This window comes from Arthrobacter sp. OV608 (genome assembly GCA_900110595.1).
GTDB lineage: Bacteria > Actinomycetota > Actinomycetes > Actinomycetales > Micrococcaceae > Arthrobacter.
Window position 1 is genome coordinate 47955 of sequence record FOEZ01000023.1, and the last position, 17387, is coordinate 65341.

Sequence of the window (17387 nt, forward strand, 5' to 3'; positions counted from 1 at the left end):
CCGGACATCTCGCACCGAAACCACCATCCAACGGTTGGTGGAAACCCTTTAGAGAGGCGTCATTCAATGATGAAGACAGTTGGCACACCCATCTCCCGCAGGCTGGTTTTGGGCGCAGCCATCACGGCCGCCGGACTGGCCCTGAGCGGCTGCGGAGGAGGTGCAACCCCGTCGGCCGGCGGCGATGTGGAGCTCAACTTCGTCTTCTGGGGAGATGCTAACCGTGCCAAGGTGACCGAGGAGGCGCTGCGGATCTTCGAGGAGAAAAACCCCGGCATCAAGGTGAAAACCGAATACCAGGACAGCGGCCCTTACGCGGACAAGCTGGCCACCCGGTTCGCCGGTGGAAACCCGCCGGACGTGCTCGCCATGGCCAACCGCAGCCTGCTGGAGTACGCCCAGCGCGGCACCCTGGCGGACTTGAAGAGCCTGAAGGAACTGGATCTCGGCAACGTCCCGGACACGGTGCTGAGCCGTGGCGAAGTGGACGGCAAGCTCTATGGCCTTGCCACCGGCGTCACCACCATTGGCATGGTGGTGAACAAGACCATCACAGACCAGGCCGGCGTCACCATTCCGGACGACAAGACCTGGAGCTGGGAAGACTATGCGAAGTTCGCCACCGAGGTGACGCAGAAGACCGGCGGCAAAGTCTATGGCGCGGGTTACGACGTGTCCACCGAGACCGGGCCCATCATGCTTGCCAGGCAGCGCGGCGAGGATTTTTACACCAAGGACAACAAGCTGGGCGTTAGCGAGGAGACCATCCGCGACTGGTTCCAGTACAGCGTCGACCTGCGCAAGGCCGGGGGCTACCCGCCGGCGGGATTCTTCGAACAGATTGGCGGCTCCCCCGCCCAGTCCTATCTGGCCAAGGGCACGGTGGCCTCACAAATCATCCCCATCAACAACTACAAGGGCTACAACGACGCTGTTGAAGGAGACGTGGTGCTGCTGCGTATCCCCGGTGAGACCTCCGGCGAGCGCCGCGGCTACTCTGCCGACCCCACCATGCTGTGGTCCATCGCCGCCAAATCCAAGCACCCCAAGGAGGCTGCCAAACTCCTGGATTTCCTGACCAATGACGCCGACGGCGCCGCCCATACGCTGACGCAGCGCGGCGTTCCGGTCAACCCCGAGGTAGCCGAGTCCATCACCTCCAAGCTCAGCGAAGACGACAAAAAGTTCGTTGACCTGATGGCCGGGATCCAGAAGGACGACCTCGCCCCCGCCTACGTGTATCCCAAGGGTGCCAGCGTTGTGGCGGACACCCTCAAGCAACTGGCCACCGAGGTGGAATTCGGCCGTGTCACCCCGGCCGATGCCGCGAAGACGTTCCTCGAGAAGAGCAATGCAGCCATCAACAAGTAGGCGCACTGGCCTCTTTTCACAATCCGAGGCCGCCACATCCAACACCGGTACATCCGACGATAGGAGCCTGGCGCCATGTCAGTGCTGACCAAGCAAGCCCCGGGCGCGGCCGCCACCTTGGCCGCGCCGGGCGGGAAACCCGGCCGGGCACGCCTCAAGCGCAAGAACCAACGTTCGGGCTACCTCTTCCTGCTGCCGTGGTTCATAGGCATGCTGTTCACCATCATCCCGTTCTTCGCATCCCTCTACCTGGCGTTTACGGACTACAACCTCTTCACCGAGCCGAACTTTGTGGGCCTGGCCAACTTCCAGGCCATGTTCGAGGATCCGCGCCTCCTGCAGTCGCTGAAAGTCACGTTTATCTACACGTTCGTATCCGTGCCCATCTCGCTGGCGGTGGCCCTGCTGATAGCCCTGGTACTTAACCGCGGCCTCCAGGGCCTGGCGATCTACCGCTCCGTGTACTACCTGCCGTCCCTGCTGGGCGGGAGCGTGGCGATCGTGATGCTGTGGCGCTACATCTTCGGCAACGAAGGCATCGTCAACGGTTTCCTGGGCCTCCTGGGAATCCAGGGCCCGGCCTGGGTCACCGACCCGGAATTCGCCCTGGGCACCCTGATCGTCCTGAATGTATGGACCTTCGGCTCGCCCATGGTGATCTTCCTGGCAGGGCTCCGGCAGGTGCCAACCATGTACTACGAGGCGGCGGCCATTGACGGCGCCTCCCGGTGGCGCCAGTTCCGCAGCATCACCCTGCCGCTGATCAGCCCCATCATCTTCTTCAACCTCATCATGCAGCTGATCGGGTCTTTCCAGACCTTCACCCAGGGCTATGTGATGAGCGGCGGCACCGGCGGGCCGGCGGATTCCACCCTGTTCTACAACCTGTACCTGTACCAAAAGGGCTTCACGGAGTTCGAGATGGGCTATGCCTCCGCCATGGCGTGGCTGCTCCTGATGATCATCGCGGTTTTCACTGCCATCAACTTCATCGCATCCAAGTTCTGGGTCTTCTACGACAATTAAGGCACCGCTATGGCTCTCCTCGAACTACCCCTCAAAAACAAGCAGAAGAAGGAAGCGCCTGCCGAGGATGCCCTGACGGGCACCACGGGCACCCGCTTCTCCCGGCACCTCATCCTGTGCCTGGTGGGGCTGGTGATGCTCTACCCGCTGCTGTGGCTGATCTCAAGCTCGTTCAAGCCCAGCAATGACATCTTCCGGCAGCTTGGGCTGTGGCCCGAAAACTGGGACTTCAGCAACTACGCCCAGGGCTGGACCGCCCTGGACCAGCCCTTCCATGTGTACCTGATCAACTCACTGATCGTGGTGGTGTTCTCGATCGTGGGCAACATCTTCTCCTGCGCCCTGGCGGCCTACGCCTTCGCCCGGATGGAGTTCACCGGCCGGAAGCTGTTCTTCGCCCTGATGCTGGGAACCCTCATGCTCCCCGGCCACGTGCTCCTGGTGCCGCAGTACATCATCTTTTCGCAGCTCGGCTGGCTGGACACCTACCTGCCGCTGATCGTTCCCAACTTCATGGCCACCAACGCCTTCTTTATCTTCCTGATGGTCCAGTTCATGAAGGCCCTCCCCAAGGAGCTCGACGACGCCGCCCAAATCGACGGCTGCGGCCCGTTCCGGACCTTCCTGCGGGTCATCCTGCCGCTCTGCGTTCCGGCAATGGCCACCACCGCCATCTTCACGTTCATCTCCACCTGGAATGAGTTCTTTGGTCCCCTGCTGTACATCCAGAACCAGGACCTCTACACAGTTCCCCTGGCACTGCGGGCCTTTATGGACTCCGAAGGCCAGAGCATGTGGGGCCCTATGTTCGCCATGTCAGTGGTGTCCATTGCCCCCATCATCGGCTTCTTCATCGCCGGGCAGAAGTACCTCATCAACGGCATTGCGACCACCGGCCTGAAGTAGCGCAGGCCTGAAGTAATGCTGGCCTGATCTCGGGCAGGCCTGAAGCAGGGCAGCCCGAACCGGCAACGGACTGAAGCTCAGTCCGGCACCATCTCCGCATGCATCATCAGCACATCAACCATCCGTGATTGCACGTGCCCGGGCTGGAGGCTGCCCGGGCACAAAAACAAAGGAGTTTTTGTATGAGTTTGCGACGCCTTCTCGGCGCGGCCACCGCCGTCGCCCTCCTGGGAAGCCTGGCGGCAGTTCCAGCCGCCACCGCTGCCCCGCCCAACACCCTGCAACAATCAGGCGCCTTGCCCGCAACTCCCGCACCGGCCGCTGAAAACACGGCCGAGGCAATGTGGAAGAAGACGCCGGACGGCTTCGCGGCATTGCCTGGCTACGGCCTGGCCGGAACTACCGGCGGGCAGGCGGGCCGGATTGTCACCCCGTCCACCATCCAGGAGCTCGAGGACTTTGCCGCTGCGCCTGAACCTCTAGTCATCTTCATCAGCGGCAGCCTGAAAGCCGCCGACTACATCAAGATCCCGGTGGCCGCCAATAAGAGCTTCATCGGCACAGGCGCGGGCGCGGAGGTGGTGAACGCCGGCTTCAAACTCATCAATGTCTCCAACGTCATTTTCCGGAACTTCACCATCCGCGATTCCTACATTCCAGGCGACTGGGACGGCAAGACCCCGCAGAACGACCGCGACGGCATCCAGCTGGACACCACGCACCACGTCTGGGTGGACCACATGAAGATCCAGCGCATGGGCGACGGCCTGATTGACACCCGCAAGGACTCGGACCTGGTCACCTACTCCTGGAACGTGTTCGCGGACAACAACAAGGCCCTGGGCGTGGGCTGGACCTCCAACGCCGTAACCCGCATGACCATCCACCACAACTGGATCCGCAACACCACGCAGCGGAACTTCAGCCTGGACAACACCGCGGCCGCGCACGTCTACAACAACTACCTGCAGGACATCGGCCAGTACGGCATGATGGGCCGCAACGCCGCCAAGGTGGTCCTGGAAGGCAACAGCTTCAGCACCGTGCAGGACCCGATTGTGGCCAAGGATCCCGCCACTGAAGTGGTCAACCGGGACAACATCTTCAACGGCACCCGCGGCCGAAAGGACAACGTGGGGGCCGCCTTCGACCCATCGCAGAACTACAGTTACCAGAAGGACGACGCTGCCCGCGTTCCGGAGATCGTTGCCGCCGGTGCCGGGCCGCGGGAGAACAACGCCCCGAACAACACCACCAACATCACCGTTGCCCTGGATGGCACCGGCGACTTTGGCAGCCTGCAGGCCGCTATCGGCTCCATCCCCAGCGGCAGCACGCTCCCCCGCACCATCACGGTAAAACCCGGCACCTACCGCGAATCGGTGAACATCTGGGCCGACCGCCCCAACCTCACCATCCAGGGCGCAACAGCCAACCCGGCCGACGTCGTCATCAGCTACGACCTTCCGGCCAACGGCGCAAAGTTCTTCGGCGGCACCTGGGGCGCGGGCGGCAGCGCCACGCTCAACGTCCTCGCCGAGGGCACCACCATCCGGAACCTCACCGTGGAAAACGCCTATGACGAGGCCGCCAACGGAGGAAGCCAGGCGCTCGCCGTTCGGACTGTGGCGGACCGGGTAACGTTTGACGGCACCCGCTTCCTGGGCAACCAGGACACCTATCTGGCGGACACCACCGGCCGCGACGCCACTGCCCGCACCTACCTGAAGAACTGCTATGTCGAAGGCGACGTTGACTTCATCTACGGCCGCGGCACTGCAGTATTGGACGGCTGCACCATCCATTCCCTGAACCGCGGCAGCGACACCAACAACGGCTACATCGTGGCCCCGAGCACCAAGAACTCCAACCGGTACGGCATCCTGATCGTCAACAGCGCCCTGACCTCCGATGCCGCCCCGGGCACGGTCAGCCTCGGCCGCCCCTGGTTCGCCAGCAGCGATCCGGACGCCCACCCGATGGCCGTCATCCGGGACTCCGTGCTGGGCAGCCACATCGCGGTCCGAGGTTGGGCCGACATGAGCGGACACGCCTGGACCGAAGGCAGGTTCGCCGAATTCAACAACAAGGGCCCGGGCGCATACGTCAATGAATTCCACCCGCAGCTCAGCCCGGAAGAGGCCGCAAAATTCACCGTGGAAACCTTCCTCGGCGGCTGGACCCCAGCGGGACGTGGTTGAGATGGCTGAAGCATCAGGAATGAGCGTCCGACGGCGGAGCCTCCTCGCGGCCGGCCTGGCAGGTGGCGCTGTGGTTGCGTCCGGCCTCCTGGGTCCGGCTGCCAAGGCCGCGGGGCCTGTGGGACTGGATGCCGCCGTCGGCCCCAACGGCTTTGCCGAAGCCGGGCTTCCGGTAGGCCAAGCTCTTGGCGGGTACGCCTGGGCCTCAGCACCCACCGGCTATGCCGGCGTCGCAGCCCATGGCCGCGAAGGCGCTACCGGCGGGACGGGAGGGGCGCTGGTCCACGCATATACCCCGGACCAGCTCCGCACTTTCGCCAAGAGCCCTGACCCGCTCGTGGTGATCCTGCACGGCGAACTGGCCTTCCCGCAGTACGAGAAGCTGATGGTGACCTCCAACAAGTCCTTCCTGGGGGCTGGCGTTGGAACTGCGGTGGTGAATGCCGGGTTCAAGCTGGTGAACGTCTCCAACGTGGTGTTCCGGAACTTCACTGTGCGGGATTCCTACATTCCGGGCGATTTCGAGGGAAAACGCCCCGATAATGACCGGGACGGGATCCAGATGGACACTTCAACGCACGTCTGGGTGGACCACATGCACTTCACCCGGCTGGGCGACGGCCTGGTGGACATCCGCAAGGACTGCGACAACGTGACCCTGTCCTGGAACGTCTTCTCCGACCACAACAAGGCGCTGGGCGAAGGATGGACCTCCAACGTGGTCACCCGGCTCACCCTGCACCACAACTGGATCCGGAACACTCATCAGCGCAACGCCAGCCTGGACAACACCGCGGCGTCCCATGTCTACAACAACTACCTGGAGGACATTTCCAGTTACGGGATGCTGGGGCGCAACGCGGCCCTGCTGGTGGTGGAGGGCAACTACTTCCGGGATGTGCGGAATCCGCTCCATCACCAGGGGGCGGGCGGTGAACTGGTGGCGCGGGACAACATTTTTGAAGCGTGTAGCGGCAACACCGGGCAGGAGCGCGGGACCGCCTTCGATCCATCGGCGGCGTATTCCTATGAGCTCACGCCAACAGCGGCGGTGCCCGCCTTGGTCCGCGGCTTCGGAGGTCCGCTGGGCGGGACGGAACCTGTGGCCGCGCGCGTCATCACCGTGGCGCTGGACGGCACCGGTGATTACGCAAGCATCCGGGCGGCCGTCGGGGCGATCCCGTCCCGCAACCCCGGTCCGGTTACGGTGCTGATCCAGCCGGGGACCTACCGCGAGCCAGCCGTGATCTGGGGAGACAGGCGCAACGTCACCTTGGCGGGAGTCACCGGAAATGCCGCCGATGTGGTGCTGACCAACAGCGAGGGCGTCACCCTGCTTGTGGCTGCTGACCACGCCGCTATCAAGGACCTGACCGTCACGTCAGACACCCCGCAAGGCGGCAACGTCCTGCGCACCACCGGCAGTAACGTGTCCTTCTCCAACGTGACGGTTCTCAACGGAACATCGGGATAAAGGCTGGCCAACGTTCTTGAACTGCTACTAGTCTTCAAGAACGGCCCGCAACCGGGAGCCCCAAGGCAATCACGAGGAGCGAACTTGTCCAACCACACGTACAGCATTTCTGAAATTGTCGGCACGTCGGATCAGGGAGTGGACGACGCCGTCCGCAACGGTATCGCCAAGGCCTCCCAGACCCTGCGCAACCTTGACTGGTTCGAAGTGAAAGAAATCCGGGGGCACCTCGAAGAAGGCAAGATCGCCGACTGGCAGGTGACCATCAAGCTCGGCTTCCGGCTCGAAGAACAGTAATTTCCACACAACTGACCCGCAGTAAACGTCGCGAAAACCCGAAATGGGGACGTTAACTGCGGGTCAGTTGGGGTTTAAGCAGGACTAGTTGGCCGAGACAGTGCCGGCTGCACGCCGGCGCCACACGGTGGGAACGCCGTCGAACGCCGGAAACACGTGGCCTTCGAAGAAGGACAGCACTGTGTGGGGGTCGTGGTCAGGGCTCCAGAGACCGGACACGGGGCAGTGTGAGCCGGTGGCGGTGGAGGGATTGCCGGCGGGCGAGGCCTGGCGTTCCTTGAGCAGTGCGATGCGTTTCATCGTTGAGACCATCCTTGGGTAAGCAGTTCGTGCTTCCAGCCTAGGAAAGCGGCAACAGCTTCCCAATGGGCTCCTGGCCAGAATCAGCGTGCGGAGCTGGCCAAATGTACAGCGGCTTTTTACTCGCCCGTTTCCACCACGGCGGCCGGGGCCTCCGCCGTCGGAAAATGCGGTTGCCCGTTCCCGGCGTCTGCGGCGCCGAGGCTGCCCAGCAAGGCCAGGGCGTCCGACGACGGCGAGCCGGGCCGGGCGGAATAGACCCTGAGCGTCTGGTCGGGGTCGTCCGGGAGGACAAGGTTTTCAAAGTTGAGTTCGAGGTCCCCCACGGAGCGATGGTGCAGGCGGACGGTTCCGGCGGACGGGCTGGCCACTCGGTGGCCCGCCCACCATTGCCGGAAGTGCTCGCTGTTAACCGCGAGTTCGCCCACCAACTGGTTGGCCTGCGGGTCATTCGGGTGCCGGCCGACGTCGAGCCTGAGGGCTCCGGCGGCTTCGGCGGCCACCGTCTTCCAGTCGCGGAACAGCTCCCGGGCAGCGGGGTCGAGAATGAGCCAGCGGGTCAGGTTCCGTTCCCCCGCCGGCAGCGCCGGGAAATCCGCGAAGAGGAGGAAGGCCAGCCGGTTCCCGGCCAGTACGTCGCTGCGGCGCCCCAGCACCATGGCCGGCACGTCGCCCACAGCTTCCAGCAGATGACGCAGCGCCGGGCGGACTGCCTGCGCCGGCTGACCGCCCGCGCGCGGTGCCGCGGCACAGTTCTCCAGCAGGTCCATCATGTGCGCATGCTCGCTGCTGCTAAGCCGGAGAGCCCGGGCCACGGACTCCAGTACCGTGCGTGACGGGTGGATGTTCCGGCCCTGCTCGAGGCGGACGTAATAGTCCGTGCTGACTCCCGCCAGCCGTGCCACCTCCTCGCGGCGCAGTCCGGGCACCCTCCGGGCACCGGACGTGCTCCCCGCCCCGATGTCCTCCGGGCTCAGCCGGGACCGCATGGCTTTGAGGAATTTTCCAAACTCGGCGCTTTGACCCATGCAGACCATTGTGACCCGCGCAGTCCGACCGGTTCTACTCCAGGCCACCCACTTTCTACAACGAAGGTAGGACTGGCAGTCCTAGGAAAAACAAGATCAGCCTTGCTTACTGACACGGCGGCCAAAAGTGCATAGGCTCAATAGCGAGCCAGGCGGAAACCGCTTTCTCATGGTCGAGTCCACGGCACCCACCCAAGAATCATTCAAGGAGCCCCCATGTCAGAGCTGACACTGAACAATGGCATCACCATCCCCCAACTTGGTTTCGGTGTTTTCCAGGTGCCGCCGGAGGACACCCAGCGGGCCGTCGAGGACGCACTCGAAGCCGGGTACCGCCACATCGACACAGCCGCGGCCTACCGCAATGAAGCAGGCGTAGGGGCTGCCATCGCGGCCGCCGGCATTCCGCGCGAGGACATCTTCATCACCACCAAGCTCCGGAACGGCGAACAGGACCGGGCGCAGGCGGCATTCCAGAACAGCCGCAAAGCCCTCGGCCTGGACTACGTGGACCTGTACCTCATCCACTGGCCGGTCCCGTCCCAGGGTCTATATATCCAGGCCTGGAAGGAAATGGAGCGGTTGTACGAAAACAACGAGATCCGCGCCATCGGCGTTTCCAACTTCCTCGCCGAACACCTGGACAAGCTGCTGGAGTCCGCAGAAATTGTTCCGGCCGTGAACCAGATCGAACTCCACCCCAGCTACCAGCAGGCGGAACTGGCGGACAAGTGCAGGAACCTGGGCATCGCCGTCGAGGCTTACAGTCCCCTGGGCCGCGGCGCGGACCTGAACGGCAATGCCGTGACCACCATCGCCAATGCCCACAACGCCACCACTGCCCAGGTGGTCCTCGCCTGGCACCTGGCCGCCGGGAACATCGTGATCCCGAAATCCAGCCGGGCAGAACGGATCCGGGAAAACTTCGCCGCTTCAGGACTCACGCTTTCCAGCGAGGAGATCGCCTCGATCACCGCCCTGGAGTCCGGGGCGCGCCTTGGCTCCGATCCCGCCGTCGCCTCCTTCACCCAGCTGTAGCATCGCCCAACCAAAGGATTTCCCATGCAGTACACCCACCTTGGCCGCTCCGGCCTGAAAGTCTCCCGGCTCTGCCTGGGCACTATGAACTTCGGTCCGCAGACCGAAGAAAGCGATGCCCACAGCATCATGGACTCCGCGCACGGGAACGGCATCAACTTTTTCGACACCGCCAACGTGTACGGCGGTGCCGGGCACCGCGGCTGGACCGAAGAAATCATCGGCCGGTGGTTCGCCAAGGGCGGCGAGCGCCGCGAGCACACCGTCCTGGCCACCAAGCTGTACGGCACCATGACGGACCGGCCCAACGAATCAAAGCTGTCCGCGCTGAACATCCGCCGGGCCCTGGATGCGAGCCTGAAGCGGCTGCAGACGGACTACATCGACATCTACCAGTTCCACCACATCGACCGGGACACACCCTGGGACGAGATCTGGCAGGCCATCGAGGTCGCCGTGCAACAGGGGAAGATCCTGTACTCAGGAAGCAGCAACTTCGCCGGATGGCACATCGCCCAGGCCCAGGAAGCTGCCCGGCGGCGGAACTACACCGGACTTGTCAGCGAGCAATCCATCTACAACCTGTTCATGCGGCAGGTTGAGCTGGAAGTCATCCCGGCCGCCCAGCAGTACGGACTGGGACTCATCCCCTGGTCCCCGCTTCAGGGCGGACTCCTGGGCGGCGTCCTGAAGAAGGAGCAGCAGGGCGTCCGGCGAAGCGAGGGCCGTGCCGCCGAAACGCTCAAAAAGCACCGGGACCAGATCCAGCAGTACGAGGATTTTGCCGATGAGCTGGGCCAGGAACCCGGCGACATTGCCCTCGCCTGGCTGCTGCACCAGCCCGCCGTCACGGCCCCCATTGTTGGGCCGCGGACCCAGGAACAGCTCGACGCCGCGATCCGGGCACTTGACGTCACCCTCGACGCCGATGCCCTCAAGCGGCTCGATGACATCTTCCCCGGGCACAAGACGGCGCCGGAAGACTACGCGTGGTGAACCCACTCGTTCCCGAGGCCGATACTGTGGCGCCGAAAAGCATCCTTTTCATCGGCGGCACCGGCGTTATCAGCGCGGCGGCGGCACAACGCGCCGCCGCGCTGGGCCACCGGCTGACAATCCTCAACCGGGGCCGGTCCACCAGGCCGGTCCCGGAAGGGGTGGAGACCCTCTCCGCGGACGTCCGCGACGCCTCAGCGGTCCGGGAGGCGTTGGCAGGCCGGGAGTTCGACGCCGTCGCGGACTTCATCACGTACACCCCCGACCAGGCCAAGGCCAGCCTGGACCTGTTCGCCGGCCGCACCGGACAATACGTTTTCATCAGTTCCGCATCTGCCTACCAGAAGCCGCCAACCCGGTTGCCGATCAGGGAATCCACGCCGCTCAAGAATCCGTTCTGGCAGTATTCGCGGGACAAGATCGCCTGCGAGGAGCTGCTTTTCCAGGCCTACCGTGAGCAGGATTTTCCGCTCACGGTGATTCGGCCGTCCCATACTTATGACCGGACCAAGATCGCCATGGTGGGCGGCTGGACGGACATCCACCGGATGCGTGCCGGACTGCCGGTCATGGTGCACGGCGACGGCACCTCGCTCTGGACGCTGACCCACAGCAAGGACTTCGCCAAGGCGTTCGTGGGGCTGCTGGGCCGCCCGCAAGCGGTGGGCGAGAGCTACACCATCACCTCGGACGAATACCTGCCCTGGAACCAGATCTACCAGCTGTTTGCCCGCGCAGCTGGAGTTCCGGAACCGGAACTGGTCCACGTCGCCTCGGAAACCATTGCCGCCCACAGCGAAGAGCTGGGCCCGAACCTCCTGGGCGACCGGTCCCACTCGGTCATTTTCGACAACACCAAAATCAAATCCCTGGTACCCGATTACTGCGCCACCATCCCCTTTGCTGACGGGGCGCGCGAGATCGTGGACTGGTATGACCACAACCCTGATCTTCAGGTGGTGGACCAGACCTTTATGGACCTGAGCGACCGGTTGACCGGCTGGGCCCGCGACGGGGCCTGAGCATCCACGCTACATGCCTCCGCACGTGAGCTTTTGCACTGGATTTACAACGTTCTAAATACCGCCTTTTGCGCCGGCCCGCAAGGGCTTGTTTTCTGCGTACCCCTCCTACTAGGTTACTGGGGAAGCGTTTTCCCGTCCGAGAATTGAAAGGATTCACTGATGAATCCGAGCCGTACCCCTGCGCGCCTCCTGTCCGTCGCCGCCGTCGGAATTGCCCTCACGTTCGGCTGCCTCGCAGCCCCGGCCTCCGCCGTCGGCCCCTCTCCCAAGCCGGGCACGCCCGGCGTCCAGCTGGACCATTTGGACCGCGGCCTGGTGGCCGCCAAGACATCAGAAGGAGTGTTCCTCAGCTGGCGCCTGCTCGGCCACGAAGCCACCGGCTCCTCCGCCACGGGCGTCACCGGCACGGACTTCAATGTCTACCGGGACGGCCAAAAGCTGGCCACCGTCACGGACAGCACCAACTTCCAGGACTCCGCTGGAACCGCAGCGTCGGAGTACCAGGTGCGGGCCGTCGTCGGCGGCGTTGAACTGGACCGCAGCGCCACCGCCACGTCCTGGGGCGGCAACTTCAAGGACATCCCCTTGAAGAAGCCGGCCGACGGCGTCACCCCCGCCGGCCAGGCCTACACGTACGCCGCCAACGATGCCTCCATCGGCGACGTGGACGGCGACGGCCAGTACGAATTCGTCGTCAAATGGGACCCCAACAACTCCAAGGACGTCTCCCAGGTGGGCTACACCGGCAACACCTACGTGGACACCTACAAAGCTGACGGCACCCTGCTCCACAGGATCGACCTGGGCGTGAACATCCGCTCGGGCGCGCACTACACCCAGTTGCTGGTCAATGATTTCGACGGCGACGGCCGGGCCGAGATGATGATGAAGACCGCCCCCGGGACCAAGAGCACCAACTTCAATGCCGACGGCAGTGTCGCCTCAGAGAACTTCATTTCACTGCTGCAGCAGGACATCAACGCCGGCTACTCAAACTCGGATGACTACCGCATGAGCGCCGCAGACTACTACCAGCACATGGTAAAGACGTTCCAGGGCTGGACCGAGCATCCCGAAGTCAAGGCCGGACACTGGCCCGCCACGCTCGAGGAAGCGTTCGGTATCGCGAAAAAGTACCAGTACCCGCTGTCCCAGGCCGACGCCGAGGCTTTGACTGACTACTTCATGGACGTCTACGCCCCGTCTCGCAGCGCCCGGAACAACCTGCGCGCCTTTGAAGGCTTCATCGTCTCCGGGCCCGAGTACCTCACAGTGTTCGAGGGCGCCACGGGCAAGGAACTGAAGACGGTCGCCTACAAGCCGGGCCGGCACGACGACGGACTGATGTGGGGCGACTACGCCATGGCCCGCATCGAGCCGGGCAACCGCGTGGACCGCTTCCTGGCCGGCGTCGCCTACCTGGACGGCAAGAAGCCGGCCGCGGTTTTCGCCCGCGGCTACTACACGCGGAGCACGCTCGCTGCCTACACCTGGGACGGGTCAGACCTCGCACCCGTGTGGAATGTGGATTCAGGCTGGACGTCCATGACCAACCCGTTCAACGATTCCCCGCATGGCCGCGACGGCACCGATCCCGAGTTCGGCAAGCTCACTACCCAAGGCTTCCACTCGCTGAGTGCCTCTGATGTGGACGGTGACGGCAAGCAGGAGATTGTCTACGGCTCGGCAACGATCGACGACGACGGGTCACTGCTGTACAGCTCGTTCGACACCCTGCCGGCCGGCAGCGCCGTACCCGGCGAAGAGGCCCGGCTGGGCCACGGCGATGCCATGCACGTCACGGACATCGACCCCGCCCGTCCGGGCAAGGAAATCTTCACCGTCCACGAAGGCGCCGCCTACGCACCCTACGGCTATGCCATGCGCGATGCCGCCACCGGCGAGGTCCTCTTCGGCGCCTACTCCGGCAAGGACACAGGCCGCGGCATGATCGGCGACGTTGATCCCACCGTTCCCGGCATCGAGAACTGGGCCATCGGCATGCAATCCGCCGACGGCGACAAGCTCTCCACGTCCACTCCGGGCACCAACATGAGCATTAAATGGGCCGCGGACATGACCACTCAGATCGTCAACGGCGCCGGGGACCAGACGCCCACCATCGATGACTGGAAGCGCGGCAGGCTCCTCACCGCAACGGACACCCGCACCAACAACGGCACCAAGGGCACACCGAGCCTGGTGGCGGACGTAGTGGGCGACTGGCGGGAGGAACTGCTGGTGCGGACCGCGGACAGCTCCGCGCTGCGGATGTACCTCAGCACCGAGGTGACCAACCACAAGCTGTACACGCTGATGCACGACCCCCAGTACCGGGCAGAGGTGGCCCGGCAAAACACCACCTACAACCAGCCCGCCTACACGGACTTCTACTTTGCCTCCGACATGGACTTCGGCAAAGTTCCCCTGCGCGCGGCCTGGCTGCCCGGCAGCGTAAAGGCACTGCAGCACGTGCTGGAAGACCTCGCAGACTCTGGAGACGTGTCCGGCCCGGTGGGCAGTCAGCTGGCTGCGAGCGTGCAGCAAGCGGCGAAAGCAGTGGAATACCGCGACGCCGGCAAGGCATCGGAGGCGCTGAAGCGCTTCGTGGACTTCCTGGGCCAGCAGAAGGGCCCTGACAAGGTGTCCGACACCGCCCGCGTGTCCCTGACGTACAACGCCGAAAATATTCTGCGGGCGTTTGGGGGCTAGGTTCAGCCGATAAGGGAGAGACTGTTGGAATGACACTTGCACCCGTGATCAAACTCAATGACGGTAACTCCATCCCCCAACTGGGGCTGGGCACCTGGCCGCTGGACGACGATCAGGCGGCCACCGCCGTCGTACAAGCCCTGGAAGCCGGGTACCGGCATATCGACACCGCGGTGAAATACGGCAACGAGCGTGGTGTGGGGAACGGTGTCCGGGCCAGCGGCGTGGACCGTGGAGAGCTGTTCATCACCACCAAGCTGGACGGCCAGTACCAGGGCAACGACCGCGCCATTGAGGGGCTGGACGGTGCGCTGGAGCGGCTGGGGCTCGACTACGTGGACCTGCTCCTGATCCACTGGCCGCTCCCCCAGCGCGATGAATACGTGTCCACGTGGAAGACGTTCGAGCGGTTGCAGGCGGAGGGCAAGGTGCGTTCCATCGGCGTTTCCAACTTCAAGCCGGCCCACCTTGAGCGGCTTATGGCCGAAACCGAGGTGGTGCCGGCGGTGAACCAGATCCAGCTCAGCCCTGCCATTACCCGAACGGCCGAGCGGGAGTTCCACGAAAAGCACGGAATTATCACGGAGTCCTACAGCCCGCTGGGTGGGTCCGGGGCGGGCCTGCTCGGCGCTCCCATCCTGTCCCAGCTGGCCGAAAAACATGGAAAAACACCCGGTCAACTGGTCCTGCGGTGGCATATTCAGCACGGACTTGTAACGATTCCGAAAACGGCGGATCCGGACCGGATGAGCGAGAACCTGGACATCTTCGATTTCGCCCTGGATCCGCAGGATCTCGCGGAATTAGCCATCCTCGACGAGGGGCCGGGGACAGGCAATGATTCCGACGTGACGGGGCACTGAAACAGGCCTGAACTGCGCTTTTCGTTATCTTCGGGGTTGGCAAACAGATAGTAAGCATGATTACTATTGAGGCAGAAGGATGAAGTGCTTCCGGGATCCGGAGGCCTCCTTTACTTAGGAAGAGGAACGAAAAATGGGATTTATTGCATTTCTGATTCTCGGACTTATTGCTGGTGCGATCGCTAAGGCGATCCTTCCGGGCAGGCAGGGTGGCGGCTGGCTCGTCACGCTCGTCCTGGGCGTCGTTGGAGCACTCCTCGGCGGTTGGATCGGCGGAATGATCTTCGGCAGCGGACTGCAGGAGTTCTTCTCCCTGCAGACGTGGCTGCTGGCCATCGGCGGCGCACTCATCGTGCTGCTGGTCTACGGCCTGGTCACGAACCGCGGCGCGCGCCGCTAAGCGGAGCGCAAGCCAGGGAAACCGGCCTGGGGACATCATCCCTGGGCCGGTTTTCCCTTTCCCGGCTTCTGGGTTTCCGAGGCCGGAACTGAAAACCTTCTCACGGAGCAGGAGTTCATCATGAAAAACAAACTTCTTTTGGGTATCGGAATCGCCACCGGGTACGTTCTCGGATCCCGGTCCGGCCGGGCAGCCTACGACAAGCTGAAGGCGCGGGCTGCCGGCATCTGGGACAGCAAGCCTGTCCAGGACAAGGTGACCGTTGCCACCGAGGCCATCAAGGAAAAGGCCCCTGAAGTCGCGGATCAGCTGACTGAAGCGGCCCGCCGCGCAGGCACCGTGATCGGCTCCGCGATGCACCGTGACGGCTCGTCCGGCGACGTCAAGTCCTCAACGTCCGACGCCGGCACCACAGCAGGTGCGCCCACCGGCACTTCCAGCGGGCTTGGCACGTCGGGTACCACGGGCACCACCGGGACTGCTTCTGCGGCAGGCACGGCTGGTGCCGCAGGCACTCCTGCCTCGGCCGAGGGCCTTGACGACAGCCACATCCCGGCGCACAGCACACACCCGGAAACGCTCAACCTGGATACCTCCAGCGGCGAAGCGCAGTCCAAGGCGTAGCCAACGCGCCCGCTCATGACGCGGCATTCCCCGTGTGACAAGGGAGCAGCCACGCTCATGTGCTACAACTAGATGGTTTTGCTGGCCGTCGCGATCCTTGGGGGACGCGGCGGCCGGCGGCGTTTAACCCGATTGGTGTTTTCAACTGGTGGGTGTATTCAAGTGGCTGGGCCCCTTTAACTGGCATCTTCCCTGGCCTGGAACTTGGACCGAAAGTGCTGCAGTTGCCGTTCGCCCCGGAGTTTTCCACATAGCATCCATTGCAGCCACTTTTGTCAGTGCCCTTTGGCAGAGTTGACCTATGGAAGCCATTGGGGAACGGCCAGAGCAGTACGGCGGTAACGTCGTGGTGCTCGGGCGGGCCGGGGTTACTACCCCTGGTACTCCTTCGGGCTTCAACGGTCCCGTGGCGGCAGGCTCCGGCTCCTTCACCGCTTCCAGTCCTTCTGCCCACGCCGACTACGACGACGGCACCCCGCTTAGTCCCGGCAGGCCGCTTCACGCTGTACCCTCCGAGCCCACAGCGGCTGATTCCGTACCAGCCGAGCTCACACAGGCTGAGTCTCACCCAACTGAGCCAACCCGGGCTGATTCCGCAGCAGCCGCGCCCCCGGAGGCTGGGGCAGCACCAACAGCTTCTGTAACAGGGCCGGTCCCGGCAGATTCTTTGCGGTCCGAGGATCCGCTGGATCTGGCGGAGATCGGCAGGCTCGTGGCCCAGACTGCTGCCGCTGCGCCATCGATGCTTGCCGGGGCCAGCTACGTTGACGCATCCCAATACGCCGCTGACGTGGAGGATCTCTCCCGAACGGTGGAGTACTTGCAGGTCCTGTCGGCCGGGACCGTGGACCGGACCCGCACCCAGGCCATCGCCGCCGCGGACACCGCCCGCGCCAACCGGTCCCGCACCGGCAAGGCCTGGGTCACAGGCTGGGACAACGGCGTCGAAACCCTGAACGAAACAGACACCCACTGGCCCGCCGGATCTGCACCCTGTGACACCGGGACCATGAGTGTCACCGACGGCCGGGACCGGGTGATCACCTCACCGGCCGATGACGGCTGCGCCAATACCGCAGAGTTCCTCCGCCAGCGGCTGCGGATCAGCAAAAGCGAAGCCAACCGC

At 63.9% G+C, this 17387-nt stretch carries 15 protein-coding genes and 1 pseudogene; 14 read left to right on the plus strand and 2 right to left on the minus strand.

Features of this window, described 5'->3' with window-relative positions:
- The first annotated feature begins 66 nt into the window (after positions 1–66).
- From BMX78_RS20220 to BMX78_RS20245, 6 genes are all read left to right on the plus strand, one after another.
- Positions 67–1371 (plus strand): ABC transporter substrate-binding protein, encoded by a 1305-nt coding sequence (locus BMX78_RS20220; RefSeq protein ID WP_091423623.1) that lies wholly within the window; start codon positions 67–69, stop codon positions 1369–1371.
- 75 nt (positions 1372–1446) lie between these two features.
- On the plus strand, positions 1447–2397 hold the full coding sequence (locus BMX78_RS20225; RefSeq protein WP_091423626.1) for a carbohydrate ABC transporter permease: 951 nt from the start codon (positions 1447–1449) through the stop codon (positions 2395–2397).
- A 9-nt stretch (positions 2398–2406) separates the two neighbouring features.
- Positions 2407–3303, plus strand: a complete 897-nt coding sequence (locus BMX78_RS20230; RefSeq protein ID WP_050056629.1) for a carbohydrate ABC transporter permease — start codon at positions 2407–2409, stop codon at positions 3301–3303.
- Positions 3304–3485: 182 nt separating this feature from the next.
- Complete coding sequence (locus tag BMX78_RS20235) at positions 3486–5504, plus strand: pectinesterase family protein (protein ID WP_091423629.1); 2019 nt, start codon at positions 3486–3488, stop codon at positions 5502–5504.
- Between the two features lie 19 nt (positions 5505–5523).
- On the plus strand, positions 5524–6978 hold the full coding sequence (locus tag BMX78_RS20240) for a pectate lyase family protein (RefSeq protein ID WP_286139188.1): 1455 nt from the start codon (positions 5524–5526) through the stop codon (positions 6976–6978).
- A gap of 84 nt (positions 6979–7062) precedes the next feature.
- Positions 7063–7275: a dodecin gene (locus BMX78_RS20245; protein ID WP_091423633.1), complete on the plus strand. Its 213-nt coding sequence runs from the start codon at positions 7063–7065 to the stop codon at positions 7273–7275.
- A gap of 84 nt (positions 7276–7359) precedes the next feature.
- Here the strand turns inward: BMX78_RS20245 and BMX78_RS20250 are convergent, their stop codons facing one another.
- Entirely contained in the window at positions 7360–7575 is a 216-nt protein-coding gene (locus tag BMX78_RS20250) for a hypothetical protein (protein ID WP_091423635.1), read from the minus strand.
- Positions 7576–7694: 119 nt separating this feature from the next.
- Positions 7695–8603 carry a helix-turn-helix domain-containing protein gene (locus BMX78_RS20255; RefSeq protein WP_091423666.1) on the minus strand — a complete coding sequence of 303 codons (909 nt, stop codon included), beginning with the start codon at positions 8601–8603 and terminating at the stop codon, positions 7695–7697.
- Positions 8604–8819: 216 nt separating this feature from the next.
- Between BMX78_RS20255 and BMX78_RS20260 the strand changes: the two genes are divergently transcribed.
- The 8 genes and pseudogenes from BMX78_RS20260 to BMX78_RS22880 all read left to right on the plus strand — a co-directional run.
- Entirely contained in the window at positions 8820–9641 is an 822-nt protein-coding gene (locus BMX78_RS20260; protein ID WP_091423638.1) for an aldo/keto reductase, read from the plus strand.
- 24 nt (positions 9642–9665) lie between these two features.
- On the plus strand, positions 9666–10637 hold the full coding sequence (locus BMX78_RS20265; protein WP_091423641.1) for an aldo/keto reductase: 972 nt from the start codon (positions 9666–9668) through the stop codon (positions 10635–10637).
- On the plus strand, positions 10631–11659 hold the full coding sequence (locus tag BMX78_RS20270) for an SDR family oxidoreductase (protein ID WP_091423644.1): 1029 nt from the start codon (positions 10631–10633) through the stop codon (positions 11657–11659). Before BMX78_RS20265 ends, BMX78_RS20270 begins: the two co-directional genes overlap by 7 nt.
- Positions 11660–11821: 162 nt before the next feature.
- Positions 11822–14374 (plus strand): rhamnogalacturonan lyase, encoded by a 2553-nt coding sequence (locus tag BMX78_RS20275; protein ID WP_091423647.1) that lies wholly within the window; start codon positions 11822–11824, stop codon positions 14372–14374.
- 29 nt (positions 14375–14403) lie between these two features.
- On the plus strand, positions 14404–15237 hold the full coding sequence (locus BMX78_RS20280) for an aldo/keto reductase (protein ID WP_091423650.1): 834 nt from the start codon (positions 14404–14406) through the stop codon (positions 15235–15237).
- 133 nt (positions 15238–15370) lie between these two features.
- Entirely contained in the window at positions 15371–15637 is a 267-nt protein-coding gene (locus tag BMX78_RS20285) for a GlsB/YeaQ/YmgE family stress response membrane protein (RefSeq protein WP_091423653.1), read from the plus strand.
- A 120-nt stretch (positions 15638–15757) separates the two neighbouring features.
- The gene (locus tag BMX78_RS20290; protein ID WP_091423655.1) at positions 15758–16261 is read left to right on the plus strand and encodes a hypothetical protein; all 504 of its coding nucleotides are present in this window, start codon (positions 15758–15760) and stop codon (positions 16259–16261) included.
- Positions 16262–16562: 301 nt separating this feature from the next.
- Positions 16563–17387, plus strand: a pseudogene (locus BMX78_RS22880) (hypothetical protein); the annotation flags it as partial.

What these genes read in the sequence shown, in the direction of transcription:
- BMX78_RS20220 (WP_091423623.1), top strand. Translation starts at nt 67, where the DNA reads ATGATGAAGACAGTTGGCACACCCATCTCCCGCAGGCTGGTTTTGGGC.
- BMX78_RS20225 (WP_091423626.1), top strand. Translation starts at nt 1,447, where the DNA reads ATGTCAGTGCTGACCAAGCAAGCCCCGGGCGCGGCCGCCACCTTGGCC.
- BMX78_RS20230 (WP_050056629.1), top strand. Translation starts at nt 2,407, where the DNA reads ATGGCTCTCCTCGAACTACCCCTCAAAAACAAGCAGAAGAAGGAAGCG.
- BMX78_RS20235 (WP_091423629.1), top strand. Translation starts at nt 3,486, where the DNA reads ATGAGTTTGCGACGCCTTCTCGGCGCGGCCACCGCCGTCGCCCTCCTG.
- BMX78_RS20240 (WP_286139188.1), top strand. Translation starts at nt 5,524, where the DNA reads ATGAGCGTCCGACGGCGGAGCCTCCTCGCGGCCGGCCTGGCAGGTGGC.
- BMX78_RS20250 (WP_091423635.1), bottom strand. Translation starts at nt 7,575, where the DNA reads ATGAAACGCATCGCACTGCTCAAGGAACGCCAGGCCTCGCCCGCCGGC.
- BMX78_RS20255 (WP_091423666.1), bottom strand. Translation starts at nt 8,603, where the DNA reads ATGGGTCAAAGCGCCGAGTTTGGAAAATTCCTCAAAGCCATGCGGTCC.
- BMX78_RS20260 (WP_091423638.1), top strand. Translation starts at nt 8,820, where the DNA reads ATGTCAGAGCTGACACTGAACAATGGCATCACCATCCCCCAACTTGGT.
- BMX78_RS20265 (WP_091423641.1), top strand. Translation starts at nt 9,666, where the DNA reads ATGCAGTACACCCACCTTGGCCGCTCCGGCCTGAAAGTCTCCCGGCTC.
- BMX78_RS20275 (WP_091423647.1), top strand. Translation starts at nt 11,822, where the DNA reads ATGAATCCGAGCCGTACCCCTGCGCGCCTCCTGTCCGTCGCCGCCGTC.
- BMX78_RS20280 (WP_091423650.1), top strand. Translation starts at nt 14,404, where the DNA reads ATGACACTTGCACCCGTGATCAAACTCAATGACGGTAACTCCATCCCC.
- BMX78_RS20285 (WP_091423653.1), top strand. Translation starts at nt 15,371, where the DNA reads ATGGGATTTATTGCATTTCTGATTCTCGGACTTATTGCTGGTGCGATC.
- BMX78_RS20290 (WP_091423655.1), top strand. Translation starts at nt 15,758, where the DNA reads ATGAAAAACAAACTTCTTTTGGGTATCGGAATCGCCACCGGGTACGTT.